Annotated in this window: 15 protein-coding genes and 1 pseudogene; 6 read left to right on the top strand and 10 right to left on the bottom strand. The window is 58.5% G+C overall.

Going from position 1 to position 17158, the window contains the following annotated elements; translation table 11 throughout:
- Nucleotides 1–15: 15 nt before the first annotated feature.
- The 8 genes from PMI09_RS15360 to PMI09_RS15325 all read right to left on the bottom strand — a co-directional run bounded on the left by PMI09_RS15360 (nt 16) and on the right by PMI09_RS15325 (nt 7436).
- Nucleotides 16–945, bottom strand: coding sequence for a TIM barrel protein (locus PMI09_RS15360; protein WP_007795731.1), 930 nt, complete (start codon nt 943–945; stop codon nt 16–18).
- Complete coding sequence (locus PMI09_RS15355) at nt 945–1238, bottom strand: putative quinol monooxygenase (RefSeq protein WP_007795728.1); 294 nt, start codon at nt 1236–1238, stop codon at nt 945–947. Before PMI09_RS15355 ends, PMI09_RS15360 begins: the two co-directional genes overlap by 1 nt.
- Nucleotides 1235–2176 carry a sugar phosphate isomerase/epimerase family protein gene (locus tag PMI09_RS15350; protein WP_007795725.1) on the bottom strand — a complete coding sequence of 314 codons (942 nt, stop codon included), beginning with the start codon at nt 2174–2176 and terminating at the stop codon, nt 1235–1237. The genes PMI09_RS15355 and PMI09_RS15350 overlap by 4 nt, the downstream gene beginning before the upstream one ends.
- A 77-nt stretch (nt 2177–2253) precedes the next feature.
- Complete coding sequence (locus tag PMI09_RS15345; protein ID WP_007795722.1) at nt 2254–3426, bottom strand: Gfo/Idh/MocA family protein; 1173 nt, start codon at nt 3424–3426, stop codon at nt 2254–2256.
- A 173-nt stretch (nt 3427–3599) separates the two neighbouring features.
- On the bottom strand, nt 3600–4502 hold the full coding sequence (locus tag PMI09_RS15340; RefSeq protein WP_007795720.1) for a sugar phosphate isomerase/epimerase family protein: 903 nt from the start codon (nt 4500–4502) through the stop codon (nt 3600–3602).
- A gap of 20 nt (nt 4503–4522) precedes the next feature.
- The gene (locus PMI09_RS15335) at nt 4523–5344 is read right to left on the bottom strand and encodes an ATP-binding cassette domain-containing protein (protein WP_007795717.1); all 822 of its coding nucleotides are present in this window, start codon (nt 5342–5344) and stop codon (nt 4523–4525) included.
- Nucleotides 5345–5352: 8 nt separating this feature from the next.
- Nucleotides 5353–6357 (bottom strand): ABC transporter permease, encoded by a 1005-nt coding sequence (locus PMI09_RS15330; protein WP_007795714.1) that lies wholly within the window; start codon nt 6355–6357, stop codon nt 5353–5355.
- Nucleotides 6358–6470: 113 nt separating this feature from the next.
- Nucleotides 6471–7436 (bottom strand): substrate-binding domain-containing protein, encoded by a 966-nt coding sequence (locus tag PMI09_RS15325; protein ID WP_443216185.1) that lies wholly within the window; start codon nt 7434–7436, stop codon nt 6471–6473.
- Nucleotides 7437–7593: 157 nt separating this feature from the next.
- On the opposite strand from PMI09_RS15325, the gene PMI09_RS15320 reads away from it, so the two are divergent.
- The 6 genes and pseudogenes from PMI09_RS15320 to PMI09_RS15300 all read left to right on the top strand — a co-directional run bounded on the left by PMI09_RS15320 (nt 7594) and on the right by PMI09_RS15300 (nt 15524).
- Entirely contained in the window at nt 7594–8634 is a 1041-nt protein-coding gene (locus tag PMI09_RS15320; RefSeq protein ID WP_007795709.1) for a LacI family DNA-binding transcriptional regulator, read from the top strand.
- 589 nt (nt 8635–9223) lie between these two features.
- Nucleotides 9224–10690, top strand: coding sequence for a DUF1254 domain-containing protein (locus PMI09_RS15315; RefSeq protein WP_007795707.1), 1467 nt, complete (start codon nt 9224–9226; stop codon nt 10688–10690).
- A gap of 26 nt (nt 10691–10716) precedes the next feature.
- Nucleotides 10717–12269 (top strand): annotated as a pseudogene (locus PMI09_RS15310) (DUF1254 domain-containing protein).
- Between the two features lie 36 nt (nt 12270–12305).
- Nucleotides 12306–12551 carry a DUF4158 domain-containing protein gene (locus PMI09_RS32815; protein WP_443216184.1) on the top strand — a complete coding sequence of 82 codons (246 nt, stop codon included), beginning with the start codon at nt 12306–12308 and terminating at the stop codon, nt 12549–12551.
- 259 nt (nt 12552–12810) lie between these two features.
- Nucleotides 12811–13173, top strand: coding sequence for a Tn3 family transposase (locus PMI09_RS15305; RefSeq protein WP_037083203.1), 363 nt, complete (start codon nt 12811–12813; stop codon nt 13171–13173).
- A gap of 215 nt (nt 13174–13388) precedes the next feature.
- The gene (locus PMI09_RS15300; protein ID WP_007795699.1) at nt 13389–15524 is read left to right on the top strand and encodes a TonB-dependent receptor; all 2136 of its coding nucleotides are present in this window, start codon (nt 13389–13391) and stop codon (nt 15522–15524) included.
- Nucleotides 15525–15604: 80 nt separating this feature from the next.
- On the opposite strand, the gene PMI09_RS31375 is transcribed toward PMI09_RS15300, so the two are convergent.
- Both PMI09_RS31375 and PMI09_RS15295 read right to left on the bottom strand, forming a co-directional pair.
- Nucleotides 15605–15751, bottom strand: a complete 147-nt coding sequence (locus PMI09_RS31375; protein ID WP_157213378.1) for a hypothetical protein — start codon at nt 15749–15751, stop codon at nt 15605–15607.
- A gap of 255 nt (nt 15752–16006) precedes the next feature.
- Nucleotides 16007–17140 (bottom strand): ABC transporter substrate-binding protein, encoded by a 1134-nt coding sequence (locus PMI09_RS15295; protein ID WP_037083254.1) that lies wholly within the window; start codon nt 17138–17140, stop codon nt 16007–16009.
- Nucleotides 17141–17158 lie beyond the last annotated feature (18 nt).

Here is a 17158-nt window from a genome sequence, read left to right as displayed (position 1 = left end):
TCTGATCTCCCCTCCTCAGAATCCGGCGCGCGCCAGGAAGGCCCGGCTGGCTGCCAGATCATCGAGAATGCTGCCTGTGTTGCGCGGATCCCGCTCTTGTTCGATGGTGATGTAGCCGCCGTAGCCGAGTTCGCTCAGAAGCGAGCGGACGGACTGATAGTCGATCGACCCGCGACCGATCGGGCACATGACGCCCTTGGCGCAGGCATCGAAAAAGCGGATGCGCTCTTCCATGACCTCAGCATAGACCGTGGCGTCGATATCTTTGAAATGGATATAGTCGACGCGGTCCCAGTATTGCCGAAGCGTGGCAACAGGATCCATGCCGGAATAGGCCATGTGGCCCGTATCTAGGCACAGCCCTGCGAGATCGCCCGGGATGTCGTCGACGACACGCTTTAGCTCGTCGGCAAACTCGATATATCCGCCCGCATGAGGATGGATGGTTGCGCGCACGCCATATTTGTCGCGCGCGAGCGCCGCGATGGCGCGGATATTGTCGATCATGCCTTGCCACGCGCCTTCATCGAGACGGGGTGCACGATCAGAATGGCCGGCTGCATAGTCGCGCTCGTCGTGGCCCCAATCCATCACCGTAAGGTAAGGCGCGGTATAGCGCTGGCCGAGATGCGTTTCAGGCTGAGGCAACTGGGTGATCAGCGCGCAGATTTCGTCGGTCTGACGCAGAAGATTGTCGCGGTTCGATGGGGAAACGAGGTTGTCGAAGATCGTACCGGCGACGATCTTAAGACCGCGTTGGTCGAGCGCTTTGGAAACCTGCCCGAGATCCAGCGGCAGATAACCAAAGGGTCCGAGTTCCAATCCGCCGAAACCCGCCGCCTGCGCCTCGTCGAGCACCCTTTCCCACCCAGGGAGATGCGGATTGTTTATGTCGTCGACACCCCAGCAGCAGGGCGCAGTTGTTATGGTGATAGGATTGCGCATCAGGTGTTTGCCGTGATTGTCTCGAAGCTAAAGGACCGGTGGAGCGGTTCGTAAAACTCGAGAAAGCGTTGCGTGTGGTCTCGTAGAAGATGTGCCGCATAGGCCTGCTCATCTGTCCACGACTCGATAAAGACCAGCCGGTTCGGATCGTCGGTGCAGATAAAGCAGTCAAACGAAAGACAGCCGTTGTCGGCCCTCGCCGCTAACTGCACCTCCGGGGTGCGGGCGAGGATTTCGTCCCGCGTCCCCGCAACAAGCTCAATCGTAACGATGAACTTGTACGGCTTAGTCATCGGCTGATCGTCGCCTGCAGGGCGTCGATAGACGACTGGATGCCGGCGTCCGTCGACATGGTGAAGTCTTCCATTTCGAGGCTGACCCATCCGTTGTAACCAACCATGCGGACGACGGAGAAGAACTCCTTCCACCATTGCAGATCATGTCCGGCGCCAACGGCGACATAGTTCCAGGTGCGGTTGGCGACATCGGTCACGTCCTTGAGTTCGAGGAGGCCGTTGACGTCTGCAAGCCCGCGCTCGATGCGCGTGTCCTTGCCGTGGCAATGGTGGATCGCGCTTCCCAGCGCGCGTGCGGATGCGATCGGATCGGCACCCTTCCAGAAGAGATGGCTGGGGTCGAGGTTCATGCCAACGGTCGGGCCGACCTCGTTGCGCAGACGGAACAGCGTTTCGGGGTTCCAGACGAGCATTGCCGAGAAGTTTTCCAGCGCATATTTCTCGACGCCCACTTCCTTGGCGAGCTTGACCAGATCGTGCCACAGCGGAAAGGCACGGTCTTCCCACTGGTAGCGGTCGCGTTCCGGCATTTCGTCGGGCCAACTCTTGGTATAGACGAGCCAATTGGGAACACTGTCACCTGGAGCAGCTTCCGGAAGGCCGGACATGGTGACGATGGTCTTCACGCCGATTTCACCGGCGAGCCGGATCGTCTGTTCCATCTCCTTGCGATGACGCTTGCCCATTGCGCCCGGATCGAGTGGGTTTGCGGAGCAGTTTAGCGCGGCGATCTCCAGTCCGCGCGCCTCGATCTCCTTGAGCTTCGTCCTCAGAAGACCCTTGTCTTCAAGCAGCTCGTCGGCGCGAAAGTGCGGAGCGCTGGACCAGCCGCCGCCAGTCATCTCGATACCTTCAACGCCGAGCTTCACGCACTTGTCGAGCATCTCCGTGAAGGAGAGATTTCCCATTACGTCGGTGCAAATGGAGAGTTTCATCAGATTGTCTTTCCAGTGTTGGAGAAAAATGGGGCGCGCGCTTGGGAGGTGTGGAGGAACGCGCCCCGAAGGCGGGCCTACTTGAAGTCGATCCAGGCAGCGCCCGCATCGGCGGATCGGACGCAGTTCTCCAGCCAACGCACGCCTTCGGTGCCGGCCTTGATACCCGGATAGTGATGGGTCTTCAGGAAAGCGTCATCGCTTCGGCTCTTGGCGTCGATGGCCTGAGCGATCCAGAGATAGATGTTCGACCAGCTGTCGCCGAGGCCCTCAGTGTGCAGGGCGCCCATCCGGTCGACGGCAAGGCTTTCTTCCTCCAGATACGGCATACCGTGGTGCAGGATGCGGTTCGGCTCCCCTTGAACGTCGAAGAACAACTGATCCGGATGACTGTCCGACCATTCGACAGATGCCTTGGAACCAACGAACCGGTAGCGTTGCGAGCCCATGTTGCCGGCATTGACGGAGGACACCCAGAGACGGCCGCGGGCGCCGTTGTCGTAATGCATCAGCACAGTCGCATGATCTTCCAGCGGTGCGCGGCTTGGAATGAAGGCCTTGCGGTCGCAAAGAAGCTTTTCGATCTTGAGATGCGGCAGCACGATTTCCGAGAGATAGTAGAGATGCGTTCCGATGTCGCCGAGAACGAAGGTCGGACCGGCCGTCTTGGGATTGGTGCGCCACTTCACGGCTTCCGGTGCACCGACGTCGTCACCGGCGTTGAAGCCGTGGGTATATTGAAGGTCAACGATGCGGATGTCGCCGAGCATGCCCTTGGCAACCATTGCCGCCATCTGATGCACGAGCGGATGGCCAGTGAAACCGTAGGTGACGCCGACGATGAGACCTTTCTCGTCTGCCAGCTTCTCGATTTCCTCGCATTCGGCGACTGTGAAGAACAGCGGCTTTTCGCAAATGACGTGGATGCCAGCTTCGAGGCACGCCTTGGTGATTTCGTAGTGGGTGAAGTTTGGCGTCGCGATCGAGACGACCTCGACGCCATCTTCGCGCGCCGTCTCTTTGGCGATCAGTTCATTGTAGTCAGCGTAGCAGCGCTCCGCGTCGACGCCGAGGTTGACGCCAAAATCCCGGCCCCGAGCAGCATCAAGGTCAAATGCGCCGGCCACCAGTCGATAGGTGCCGTCACGCAATGCACCGGTGCGGTGTTTGTAACCCACCTGCCCGGTGCGGCCGCCGCCGACCATACCCCAACGCAACGGCCGTTCTGTTTTCTGTTCACCATTGATCATTTCATATCTCCTCCGGCCCTGTGCCGGTTTCCGTAGACACAGCTTCGCTCGTCCGGCGGTTGGGATCGGGCGCCGCTGCAAGATTCTCGTCAGATTGTCCACGCTTTCACGCGTTGCTGCTTGGCTGGGGCCCCGCTATCGAAGGAACGAGGGGGCTGACTTTTTAGCTCGGGCTACGCCTTCTGATATTTCTCAACGTAGCTCTGCATCTCTTTGCACATGAAGCGTCCGGACTGATCCGCCTTGTCTTCCCAGGCAAACACACAGGAGGTCATGATACCGTCGAAGCCGATCTCGGCGAGCGTACCGAAGAAGTCGTCCCACGGCACCTCGCCCTGGCCGATGTTCAGGTGCTGGTGGACGCGTGCCTGGGTGCCGGGTGGATTGAGGATGTAGCGAAGACCTGAGCTTGCCTTGTGATTGAAGGTGTCGCCCACATGAACATGGGCGAGCACATCCTTCGCCTCGCGCAACATCGCCTTGGTATCGTCGCCGAAGTAGAAGGTGTGCGGCGCGCAATAGAGGAACTTGACGTTCTTCGAATTGACCGTTCGGATGATGTCGAGGGCCGGCTGCAAGGTTTCGCACCAGTCTTCCGGATGCGGCTCGACGTGCAAGTTGATGTTCTCGCGTTCAAAGATCGGCACCAGCTCTTCCATGGAGCGCCACCAGGCGTCTTCGCAGGCTTCGATCATCGAACCGGTATGGCAGCAGTAGCAGGACCCCTTGTCGGGATGCGGGCCGCGGCCGAATTCGGAATTCATGGTATCGACTTCCATTTCGACCGCGATCTCGATGGCGCGCTTCCAGTGTTTGACGGCGGCCTGCCGTTCACTCTCATCGTTGGAAGCCCAGCGATACATCGGCAGCAACGAGGCAATCTTCACGTTCTCAGCGGCGAGCGCCTTTTTGAAGGACTTGATCCGCTCTGGAAACACGCGAGGTGCCTTGAACCACTCGAGGAAATCAGTGCGTGGCGATAGCTCAATCCACTCGTAACCAAGCTCGCGAACTTTCGCCGGCAAGGCCTCCAGCGACAGATGTCGATGCATGAAAGGGTCAAGTGCAATTTTCATGGGTCTTTCTCCCTATTCGTTCAGTTGGCCGTCACCGGTGGGGGATGACCCTCATGTGCGGCCATGTAGCTTTCGACTTCAGCGCCCAGGTTCGCGAGCGCCTCGCCGCCTGCCATGAGGTCGGTGATTTCCTCGCGGGTCTTTTCTCCCTTTCGGAAGTTGGCCGCGACCGCTCCACGGATGAGCACAGCAAAGTGGTCACCGACGGCCATCGCGTGTGTCACCTGGTGCGTGATGAAGACGACCGCGATGCCACGCTTTTTTGCTTCAAGGACGATGCGCAGGACGTGGGACGCCTGCTTGACGCCGAGCGCCGCAGTCGGTTCATCCAGGATCAACACCCGCGCGCCGAAGTGGACAGCGCGGGCAATTGCCAGAGACTGCCGTTCGCCACCGGACAACCCGCCAATAAGCCGGTCTCCGTCATCGATGCGAGTAATTCCGAATTGCTGGATGGCCTTAACGGCGATCTCGTTGGCCCGCTTGCGGTCATAGATCTTGAAAGGCCAAAATCCCTTTGTCGGTTCCGCGCCGACGAAGAAGGAACGACCGATGCTCATCAGAGGAAACGTCCCTCCGAATTGATGAACGGTGGAAATTCCAGCCTTTTGCGCCTCTCGTGGTCCCGGGAAGCTCACCGGCTGGCCATCCATCAATAGCTCGCCGCTGCTCGGTTGATAGACGCCGGCAAGTGTCTTGATCAGGGTCGATTTACCGGCGCCGTTGTCACCCAGCAGGCACAGTACTTCGCCTGCGTGAACCTTCAGGGAGATGTCATGGAGAACGTCAATCGGCCCAAAAGACTTGTTGACGTTCCGGAGTTCAAGAATTGGAGTGTTCATGACCTGCCTCATTTCTTCTTCGGCGAATAGGTAAGTGCCATGATGCGGAAGGTGTTGTTCATCAACACGGCCAGGAGCAGCATGACGCCGATGATCAGGCTCGACCAATTCCGGTCGAAAGTCGTGAAGTAGATGCCCTGGTTGACGATCGCGAAGGTCACCGTGCCGAGGAAAATCCCGACGATCGAACCGAAGCCGCCGGTCAGCAAAACCCCGCCGACCACCACCGCAATGATCGAGTTGAAGATAAAGGTCATGCCTGCAGAAACCTGCGCAACATTGAACAAAATGGCCTGGCACATGCCGACAAACGCTGCGCTCACCGAAGAAAGCACGAAAAGCATGACAGTGAGTTTGTCTGTCGGAATACCCGCATTCCGTGCGCTGGCACCGTCGCCCCCTAGGGCAAAGATCCAGTTTCCGAAAGGCGAGAAGTGAACGTAGAAAATGTAAGCTGCCGTCAGCGCCAACCACCAGAAAATCGTCACTTGAAAGCTGCCGCCTACGAAAGATCCGAAGAGAGACTTGGCTATCACGCCGGAAGCAGCCGGGCTGAGCGCGACGCTGGTCGTTCCCGTCAGCAACACCGAGCATCCGAGGATAAGACCCTGCACGGCAAACAGAGTGCCAAGGGTTACGATGAGCGATGGTACAGCAGTGCGGATGACGAGAAAGCCGTTGATCAGCCCGATCACCAAACCGAGACCCAATGCGCCCAAAATGCCCAACCAGATCGGCATGCCGTAGTGACCGGAGATGATCGCCACCGTTAAAGCGCCCGCAGGGATCATGGCTCCGATGGAGATGTCGAGCTCACCAGAAATCATGAGCAACCCGACAGGGATCGCGACGATCCCCAGGTTGGCGGCGACGTTCAGCCAGCTTGCCGCGCCGGCTGGCTTCAAGAATTCGACACTTCCGAACACGACGAAGAAGACAAGCACGAAGGCGAGGCCGAGAAAGGCGCCGGATTCGGGGCGTCGAATAAGATCACCCAAGGACAGGTTTTTCACGTAATTCACTCCCAGTATTGGCCGCATTCTGAAACAGCTGACAGAGATCAGCGAATGCACCCGCCGATCCGCCGAGCATATGTCGGGGATCGACGTGAGACATTGCTTTGCGGTCAGCGTGCGCCCTTCGAGACGCCCGCCAGGGTTGCGTCGATATTGGACTTATCAACGATGCTCGGACCGGTCAGCAGCGGTGACGTCGGAAGATTCGTTCCGAAATCAATTGCCGAAGCCAAGAGAGTTACAGCCAGCAGCGACTGCAGATAGGGCTGCTGGTCGATCGCGAAACCTTGCGTTCCGCCCTTGATGCGATCAAGGCCTGACTGGTTGAGGTCAAATGTTCCAAGAAGAGCGGCTTCGGTCTTACCAGCTTGCTGAATACCGATGGCAGCCGAGTCCGCGTCACCAGCCGAGATCGTAATGACGCCATCGATCTTGGCGTCTTGAAGCAGCGTCGCCTTGATCGCTTCAGCGACGGCGGTTGCGTCACCGAAACTGGTTGCGGGCAGTGGAAGCTGCTTCCCGGCACCTCCGCTCTTGGCGATGCCCTCGATGACACCCTTGCAGCGCGCCTCCAGATTGGCAGCTCCCGGTACCGTGTTCACACAGATGACATTCTTCTTGCCATTCTTGAAGAAATATTCGCCACCTGCGACGCCTGCGAGATATTCATCCGATCCGACATAGTTGATGGCGCCGAGTTCCTTGGCTTTGTCAATCCCACCCGCGTTCATCAGGATGACTTTGATACCGGCCGCGACCGCTTCCTTGATCGCAGGGTCTTCGCCTTCAGGAACCCAGTTCGGGATGACCAGGCCATCGACCTTTTGGCTCATTGCCGTCTGAATGAGCTGGACGACGTCCGGAGCGAAGTTGTCATAGGTCTGAAGGCGCAGGTAGTTGACCTTGCCTCCGTTTGCCTCGACGACTGGCCGGGCATCATCAATCCCCTTCTTAATCAGATTCCAGAACGCATCATCGTTCTTGCCGCCAACGACGGCAATATTGGCGGCCATCGCCGAAGACACAGTGAACGCAACGACAGTGGTCGCAAGCATCGCTGCGCAGAGACGCTTCATTCCCTTCATAACTTCTCCTCCCGTTTCCATCGTCCCCAAGGACTGGATGCGTGTTGATATGTAGCGCGCGAAATGCCAGAATGAAATTGGTTTGGCGTGCGGGAGCATATTATGTGCCAAAACATTTCATTCATGGATGGCACATCGGAGGACGTTGATGAATAGACCCACCATATCCGACCTGGCGAACACCGCCGGGGTCAGCCTGTCCACGGTCAACAGGCTTCTGCACGGAACTGGGACTGTGCGGGCTGATACGGTCGACCGGATCCTTCGGGCCGCAGACAAGATTGGATTTTATGGCTTAGGCGCATTGCGCCAGCGCAAACACGACAATCTGCCTCACCGCCGTTTCAGTTTTCTTATGCAGCAATCGCATAGGCCGCTTTACCAGTTGTGGGCAGAGGGGCTGAGGGCGGCAGCCCATAGGAGGACTGACGCCGCCATCGAACCAGAGGTCGTATTTGAAGACGATTTATCTCCTGAAGCGGTCTCTGCAAACCTGCTGCAGATCGGTCAGACTGCAGATGCCGTGGCAGTGATCACAGCAGATCACCCCCTCGTAAGCCAGGCAATTGACGAGTTACGTGGCAAGGGTGTTCCCGTGGTTGCCTATGTTACCGATTTGTCGGCCGCGAGCCGTGCCGGCTTTGTCGGTACCGACAATTGGAAAAGAGGAAGAACAGCTGCCTGGTTTATCAGCCAGACGGCTAATGAACCTGGAAAGGTATTCCCTCTGGTCGGTAGCAACCGCTATCAGTGCCAGGACATCGCTGATGCCAGTTTTCGGTCCTACATGCGAGAGAACGCGCCAGCCTTTCAGATTAGCGACACGCTTCTTACACACGAAGTCCCTGAAAACGCGTATGAGATCGTACGGAGTTTGATTGCGCAGGAACCTGAGACCAAGGGCATTTTCGTCAATGGCGGCGGCATATCAGGCGTGCTGCGAGCCATGCGTGAGCTCCCGCCAGAACGGCAAGGCAAGATTCGAATTGTCTGCAGCGACGTCGGACCTGAAACCCGCAAAGGGCTAAGCGAAGGCCTGATCACAGCGTCGTTGTGCCATCCTCTCGACAAAATGCCGGGGGAGCTTATCGACGTCATGCTCAGACTGATCGAGCGCCGGGATACGTCCTCCATCGAACAGCGCATCGTGCCGTTCGATATTCTTACGCCGGAGAGCATATGGACGTAGTCAACGAATGCCGTTCTCAAGCGCGAACAGCTCGTACCGGCACGACGTTAAACTCAAATCTTGCTAGTGATCGGCAGTCGCGCCCTGTTATGAACGGCCTCATACAGGGGTCGTGTGCGGAAGGAGGCGAAATACTACCTTAAGCGATCGGGCGGTTTACCCTAGCGACCTGACAACTTTCACACGATAGGGATTTCTGGCGGGTTTCGCCACACAACAGCCATCGGACAGTCTCCCTGTAGACGGCAAAGTGCAACCCTTCTCGCCCCTTCGTTTGGGCAACTTCTACGGCAAGCCTTGACCCAACTGAGATGTTGCCGGCATCGCACGTCGACGTCCTAAGATGACGCGCAAAACGGTCATCGGCGTCGGTCAGATTTTCTGCCGCCCACCCGGCCGGGCTCAACCCTTCCTCGCAACGACATTTACTGCGCTGGAACTGGCTAACGCTAACGTCCAGGCGTGGCTGGCGTCTGGGTCAATTCCTCGATTCGCTTGACATCCCCAAAGGGCAATATCGCCAGGGGTCAGTTGGGACTACCATCACGGGCTAGGAGAGACCATCACGAGCCCGCCGGGAGAGACCATCATGAGCCGCATGAAATCATCCGTCGTTGCTACCGCGCTCGCATTGAGCTTTGCGATGGCGCCAAACTTGGCCCACGCGCAGCAGGTCCAGATCCCCACAACCGCCGCTCAAGTTCCCGGCCCGCCCAGCGGCACGGCCATGACAACGGCCTACGTGCAATCGGTCGGGCGCATGGCCTACTTGTGGGGCTGGCCACTGGTCAATTCGGTCAACCGCTCCATCGCCTTTTCCAAGGCTCCCCAACCAGGCTTGATCGGCGGAGTGGTTCCAATCGCATTCAACGGGAACGCAATGCTGACCGGGTATATCAGCCCGGACCAGACGATCATCGCCTGCCCGAACCAGGATGTCGCGTATGGTGCCGGCTGGATGACACTGGACAAAGAGCCCATCGTCTTCCAGGTCCCGGATTTTGGCGATCGTTTCTGGGTCTATGCGCACTATGACGCGCGCACCGACGAGTTTTCCGAGATCGGCAGGCAATACGGCACCAAGCCCGGCTTCTACCTGATGGTCGGCCCAGACTGGAAGGGCGAAACGCCAGCCGGCATCACGGCGGTGGTGCGCTCCTCCACGTCGCTTGCCTTTGTCATTCCGCGCATCTTCATCGATGACAGCGCCGAGGATCAAAAAGCCGTCCAGCCGTTGCTCAGCCAGGTCGTCTACTACCCGTTGTCGGAGTTCGACGGGAAGATGAAGATCAGGGACTGGAGCAAGCTTCCGCATTTCCCGGCACCGAAATCCACCGGCAAGGGTGAGACCAAGTGGGTAAACCCGGAAACCTTCTTCGACGAGTTGCCTGAGGTGATGAAACAAGTGCCGCCGATGCCGGGCGAGGAAGCCCTCTACAATTGGATCGGTAGCGTGCTGGAGGCGGCCGCCAAGGACCCGCAAATCAAGCAGACGCTCAAAGACACCGCCGTTGCGGCTGCAAGCGAGATGATCGACCCATTCCTTCTGTGGCGCAACAACGGCCGTCCCGCTGGCAATGGCTGGAATTCGCCGGTGAACGGTGCTGAGTGGGGGACCGACTACGTCAATCGCACGGGCACCTCCAAGTCGAACATGTACGACAACCGGCCTGAGGAAACCAAGTACATCTACACGGACAACGACAACCAGGGTGCACAACTCAACGGACAGAACAATTACACGATCACATTTGCCAAGGGTCAGACGCCACCGGTCAAGGGGTTCTGGTCGTTGACCTTGTATAACGATGTCCACTTCTTCAACCCAAATCCACTGAGGCGCTATTCGCTGGGCACGAAGAACAAGACCATCAAATACAACGCGGACGGCTCGCTGACGCTTTACGCCAGCGCCAAGTCGCCGGGCGCGGACAAGGAAAGCAACTGGCTGCCCGCGCCCGAAGGTACGTTCTCGCTCTACATCCGCGCCTATTGGCCCGACAAGCCTATCCTCGACGGCACTTGGACGCCGCCGACCATCGCGATGGTGCAGTGAATAAGCCGATCAAGCGCAGAAGGAACATGAACATGACAACCACTCGCACCCTCAGCCTTATCGCCGCCGCGCTGGTTGGCGGTTTGGCAACGAACGGCCTTGCACCGCAGGCTTTCGCTCAGGAGACCTCCTTCGATAAGTTGGCCAACCTCCCGTTCGCGGAAGGCCGGCCTACAAAAGAGACAGCGCAGACCTTGCGCGACGAACTGCTCTTCCAACGGGCGACGCAGACCTATCTCTGGGCGCTGCCGTTGATCAACACCCTCGGGATGCAGGTCGGGTCGGAAAAGCACTTCGGCGCCGGCTACAACGTCCTGCCGATCTGGAAGAAGAGACTCGACGCCAAGACGCTGGTGACGACTCCCAACTCCGACCTCCTCTACGCGATGAGCTACGTTGACTTGGGCAAAGATGGGCCGGTGGTGATGGATGCCCCACCCATGCTGCAAGGCATCCTGTTAGATTATTGGCAGCGCCCCATCCCGGTCGATGGTGGCAAGTTCTTTGGTGACGTCGGGCTGTTCGGGCCGGATGCCGGTAAGGGCGGCAAGTTCTTGATCCTCCCACCCGGTTACAAAGGCGAGGTGCCGCAAGGCTACTTCGTTTACCGTTCCGGGACCAACAACGTCTTCATCTTCCTGCGCGGGTTCTACGAAGACCCGAAGAATCTGACGCCGGCCGCCGGGCACCTTGAAAAGACGAGAATCTATCCACTGAACGGCGAAAGCGGCGCCAAGGCGATGAAGTTCCCCGACGCCTCTGACATCCCGGCCAACATGCTGCCGATGAGCGATGGCAGCGTCTTTGAGCAACTCAAGCGGCTCGTGGACACGGAGGGCGACAATCTCGCCGGTCCGGATTGGCTCGGCATGCTGGCGGCGATCGGCATCGTCAAGGGTCAGCCGTTCACACCGGATGCGCACATCCGCGAGATCCTCGATCGGGCCGCAAAGACCGGTTACAAGATGAGTCGCGTCATCGGCTTCGACGAAAAGGTCAGTGGCAACTCCTATCTCATGTATTCGGACCGCCGCTGGGTAAATCCATTCCCAGACGGGACGCCCGCCAATCCAACAGGAACTTTGAACCTGGCCTGGGAAAATGTCGCTGGAACATATCCATATCTGGACCTCGATGCCCGGATCTGGATGTTCACCAACTATTACTCGATCAGCCCCGGGATGGTGTCCAAAAGTCCGGGCGCAGCCGCCATGTATGTGATCGCTTTCACCGACAGCGAGGGCACGCCCCTGGTGGGCGGCAGCAGCTATCGCCTGAATCTGCCGGCCAACATCCCGGCCCGCCTGTTCTGGTCGGTGACGCTCTATGAGGCGGAGAACGCTTCCGGTCTCGCCAATGGCCAGCCGTTCCCTTCGCTTGGTTCAAAGGACAAGCCGGCGCAGAACGCCGACGGCAGCACGGATATCTTCCTCGGACCCAGGCACCCGAAGGCAAACAAGGCAACTGGCGCGCCACCGTGCCGGGCAGAGGATACTTCGCCATCCTCCGGCTCTACGGCCCGACCGAACCCGCCCTCGACAAGAGCTGGGTCCCAGGTGACATCGAGAAGGTGGAGTGACCCGGCTGCGCTCAGCGGCTTAAGGCCCGGAAAGGGATCCGAGATGCGACCTTCGCCGCATCGTCGGCAAGGCCCGGATATGGCGCTGCCTGCTCGTTCCGATCGGCGAGACGGAGGGCAAAAACCACCCGCTGCAGCCCTTGGAAACCGACCGCCGGCGCCGATGATCTCGTTGACTATGCCTCCCGTGAAGAGACGCGGCACGAGCATCTTGCCTGGTTGCGGGCACTCCATGGGTTCCGCACCTTCTCCAGACGCGGAGTACGCGAACTGAGGGGTTAGCTGTTCCGGGAAGCCGAACTGGCGGTGTCGAACGAGGATGTCGCCCGTCGCTTCGTGACCGAGTGCCGACGCACCCGCACCGTTCTTCCCGCGACATCCACGATCGAGCGGCTTTGCGCCACGGCTCTGGTCGATGCCGAGCGGCAAATCGAGACGCGGATTGCCGGTCGGTTGTCTATGCCGATCCGGGAACAGTTACTGGCATTGCTCGAGGAGACGGCTGACAATCGGGTGACCCGCTTCGTCTCGCTGCGTCAGTTTGAGCCTGGCTCGAACTCTTCGTCCGCATCATGCGCTGAAGCGAGCCATCAGCTTCCATCGCCGGGGCGAAACCCGCGACCATTCCGCCGAAGGGCAGCACTATCGGATCGCCGGCATGAACCTGCTCGCCGCGATCATCATCTTCTGGAACACCATGAAGCTTGGCGAAGTCGTCGCGAACCAGGAACGCGAGGGAAGGCTGCTGTCGCCCGATCTGCTGACCCATGGGCCTGTATGGGGTCGTTTGCGGGAGGGGCGGAATCCTACGCTAAGGCTTTGGCCAACGATGACCCTGCCATCTTGCCCGCTATTCGATCACCACCGTGGCACGGAGTTCACTGACTGGCAGGGTGCGTTCTAAAGAACTCTTCCAGCAACTTGAGCGTTTTGCCAGATCTCCCTTCCCTGGCTTTTTTCCTGTGGCGTGCCATCCCAAAGCGGACTTAGCCACGGCGCGCGATTTAGCTGCGCATATTCTTGACTATAATCATCAAGTTAATTAGGTGCTTTCGGGACGGCCGGCGCGGGTTGCAAAAACCCGCGGTGCGCGCAAGCGATCAATAGGGGTTATTTATAATGAAATTTCGATTGGGCGTGGCAGCCGCTCTGGCTCTTGCTGGGAACGGGACCGTACGCGCGCAAAGCGTTACTGAACTAAAACCGATCACTATCAAGGGGGACGCGACCTCGACGATTGGAGCGCTTCCGGAAGAGTATCCCGGCGGGCAGGTTGCGAAAGGTGCCCGTATCGGCGCATTGGGCGATCGAGACTTCATGGATATTCCTTTCAGCGTAACAGCATTTACGTCGCAGAAAATAGAGGATCAGGGAGCACAAACCGTAGGCGAGGTCGTTGAGAGCGATCCCTCAGTCCGGAATACGCACTCGTCCGGTGGGATCTTGGATTCCTTCTACATCAGGGGATTCCCGATCGCCGAAGGCAATTTCGGTGAAATCGCCTTTGACGGAATGTACGGGATCGCGCCGACATATCGCGTCTTCACCGAATATGCTGAACGGATCGAAGTGCTCAAGGGGCCGACGGCTTTCCTCTATGGTATCTCTCCCAACAGTGGAGTTGGCGGCACCATCAATATCGTTCCCAAACGCGCTCTAGACACTGATCTGACCCGGCTGACGACGTTCTACGCTTCCGACATGCAGGGAGGTGCGCACCTCGACGTGTCTCGCCGATTCGGCGACGAGCGACAATTCGGCATCCGGTTCAACGGCAGCCTTCACGGTGGCGACACACCGATCGACGACCAGACGCGCGATTTCTTTGTCGGCTCGCTGGCACTTGATTATCAGGGCGAGAATCTCCGAGCGACACTGGACGTCTTGGGGCAACGTGAGACCTTTGACGCGCCGCAGCGCCCCTTCCTTCAGACGACTGGTCTCGTCGTACCGGATGCGCCGGACGGGTCCCTGAACGTGCAAGAGCCATGGGAATGGTCGAAAGTTACGGATCGTTCGGTCCTGGGCCGTGTCGAATACGATCTCACAGACGATGTGACCTGGTTTGGTGCCCTGGGCGGCGGCAACTCGCATGTTCATCGCCTGTTCGGCCTCCCGACGATCCTCAACTCCGCCGGCGACGTCAGCATTACGCCGCAGAACGCGATTTTCGACGTCGACAGGCTCACAGCGGAGACAGGCGTCAGAGCCAAGTTCGACACTGATCCTATCTCTCATACAGTGACCTTGCAGGCGAGCTACCTGAAGCAAGACCTTGACCGAGCGATCATCTCCGGACGGGCGCAGCTCAGCAACATCTATGACCCTGTTTCTCGTCCCCGGCAGTTCGTTGCCGATCCCAGATCAATACCGAAGGTTTCAGAGAGCATTCTGTCAGGTGTGGCTCTGTCCGATACATTGTCCATGCTGGATGATCGCCTGCAGTTCACAGTTGGAGGGCGTTTCCAGCAGATCGACTCGAAGAACTTCAACGCCACCGGAATGGTTACGACCTCATCCGACGAGAACGCTGTTACGCCTCTGGTGGGAGTCGTCGTCCGGCCGTGGGATGCGGTTTCCTTCTACGCGAACTATGCCGAGGGTCTCAGCATCGGGGAGTCGGCCCCCACAACTGCGATCAATGCTGGAGAAACGCTGGCGCCCTACAAGGCCACCCAATATGAAATCGGAACGAAGATTGATCTGGGACAGATCGCGATGACAGTCAGCGCCTTCCAGATCGAGAAGCCATTCGGGCAGCTGGAATCGACCGGTGGCGGCTTGCTGTTTACAGCCGGCGGCGAGCAGCGCAATCGCGGCCTCGAGTTCAACGTCTTTGGCGAAGTGACCGACGATGTGAGGCTGCTTGGCGGACTGACGCTTATCGACGGCGAGCTCACGAAGACCTCATCTGCGGCAACCCGCGGAAACAGGCCGGTCGGCGTTCCGACGGTCCAGGCCAATATTGGTGCGGAATGGGACACCCCGTTCCTGGAGGGCCTGACCCTGACCGGCAACGTGATCCATACAAGCGAGCAGTATATCAACACGACTAACTCGCTGAAAATCCCGTCGTGGACCCGCGTAGATCTCGGTGCTCGCTACAAGACGGAAATTGAGAACAGGCCAGTCACGTTGCGGGCGTCGGTCGAGAATGTCTTCAACAAGAATTATTGGTCCGGCGTCGCCAGCTTCAGCACGATCGCCCAAGGCGCCCCGCTGACGGTCAAACTCTCCATGGCCACCGACTTCTAACCAGAGAGCCTTTACGAAACCCAAGGCCGGATTCAATCGCATCGTCGACGATCAAACGAAGCCGGCCTTGGGAGCACGTTTCAGACGACTTTACACCGGAATGCCACGCCGAGTTTATCCGGGGTGAGCACATCGCCGACCCGGCCCGAATGCACGAAGGGTGCCGTCAGCGAGGTGGCGATCTTGTCGGCGAATTTCAGCGCCAGATTGAGGTCGTGCATGTCCAACGACCATCGCCGTCAGGATAGACGGATCCGAATGGACCAGACGATGATACGCATCTGCGCTTGCCCATCCCAGGCGCAAGCGCAGTGGGCAAGACATCATCCATCCGGCCCGTAGCAGGTGGAACCGGTTGCCACGTCCAGCAGGCAAGCGAGAATAAGCGAAACGAGCAGAACGCCCAAGACCAGATAGTTCCTGAAACTCACCGCCTGATCGCAACCGACCGAATCTCCCCATCCATTTTGTCCGTGTCTGCGTTATCGGAGTGCAGGGTCGAGACTAACGGCGTAACCCGGCTTGTAACCGATCGGCAGAAAGCGCCGATGATATTCGGCGAATGTCTGATCGGGATCGAGATCCGCAAAGATGTCCGGGTGGAGCCATTTCGCAATCCATTGAACCGCAATGAACTCATATGGGCTATTGTAGAACTGGTGCCATATGCCGTGGAAATTGCGCTTCTCCTGCGCAGTCGTTCCGATATAGGCATCGCGTGTGGTGTACCATTCCAGCTTCTTGCGGGCAGCGTTCAGGTCGGCGCCCGGGCCGACGGGAATCCATCGTCCGCCGGGCACGTAAGCCTGCCAATCGGCGCTCGTGACGATGACATGGTCCGGATTGGAAACAACCACCTGTTCCGGATTGAGCTGGCCGAAGGTCGATGGAAGGATGCCACTGCCGATATTGTATCCGCCCGCCAACTCCACATACTTTCCGAAATTCTCGGCGCCAAACGTGAGGCAGCAATCCTCCGAATATCCGCCAATGCGTTCGATGAATACGCTGGGCCGCGTCGGCTTGGCTTTGGCGAGAACATTTTCCACGCGATCCATCGCTTCCTTGCGGAATGAGATGACCTCTTCCGCCCGCTCGTGCCGTCCCATGATCTTGCCGAGCAGTCTGATCGTCGGGTCGGTGTTCTTCAGCGGATAATGCCGAAAGTCGATATAGAGCACCGGAATATCGAGCATCGCGAGCTTCTCGATGTACTGAGCATCCTCAGTGGCCTGCTTGGCTTCGAGGTTGAGGAGAACGACATCGGGCTTTTTAACAATGGCGGATTCGATGTCGATCAGGCTGCCTTCATGTCCCTTAAAGGTCGGTAGTTTGGCGAGCTCGGGAAACTTCTCGAGATATTGCTTATAAGTTGCGGGGTCGGCCTCGATCAGGTCGTTGCGCCAGGCGACGATACGCTCCAGCGGATTTTCTCGGTCCAGTGAGGCGACCAGATAGAGCTGGCGGCCCTCTCCCAGAAGCATACTGCGGACAGGCACATTCACCTTCACCTCTCGTCCGGCAATGTCCGTAACCGTGATCGATGTTTGCTGAACAGGTTTATCTCCGGCGCGGGTTGCCACCGGAATGTACAAAGCCAGAAGTAGCAGGGACATGAAACCAAAGCGTCGTCG

It is taken from the genome of Rhizobium sp. CF122, assembly GCF_000282035.1.
In the GTDB taxonomy this organism is placed as follows: domain Bacteria; phylum Pseudomonadota; class Alphaproteobacteria; order Rhizobiales; family Rhizobiaceae; genus Rhizobium.
Note: the sequence above shows the minus strand (reverse complement) of the source record. Positions and strands in the feature narration are given on the sequence as shown.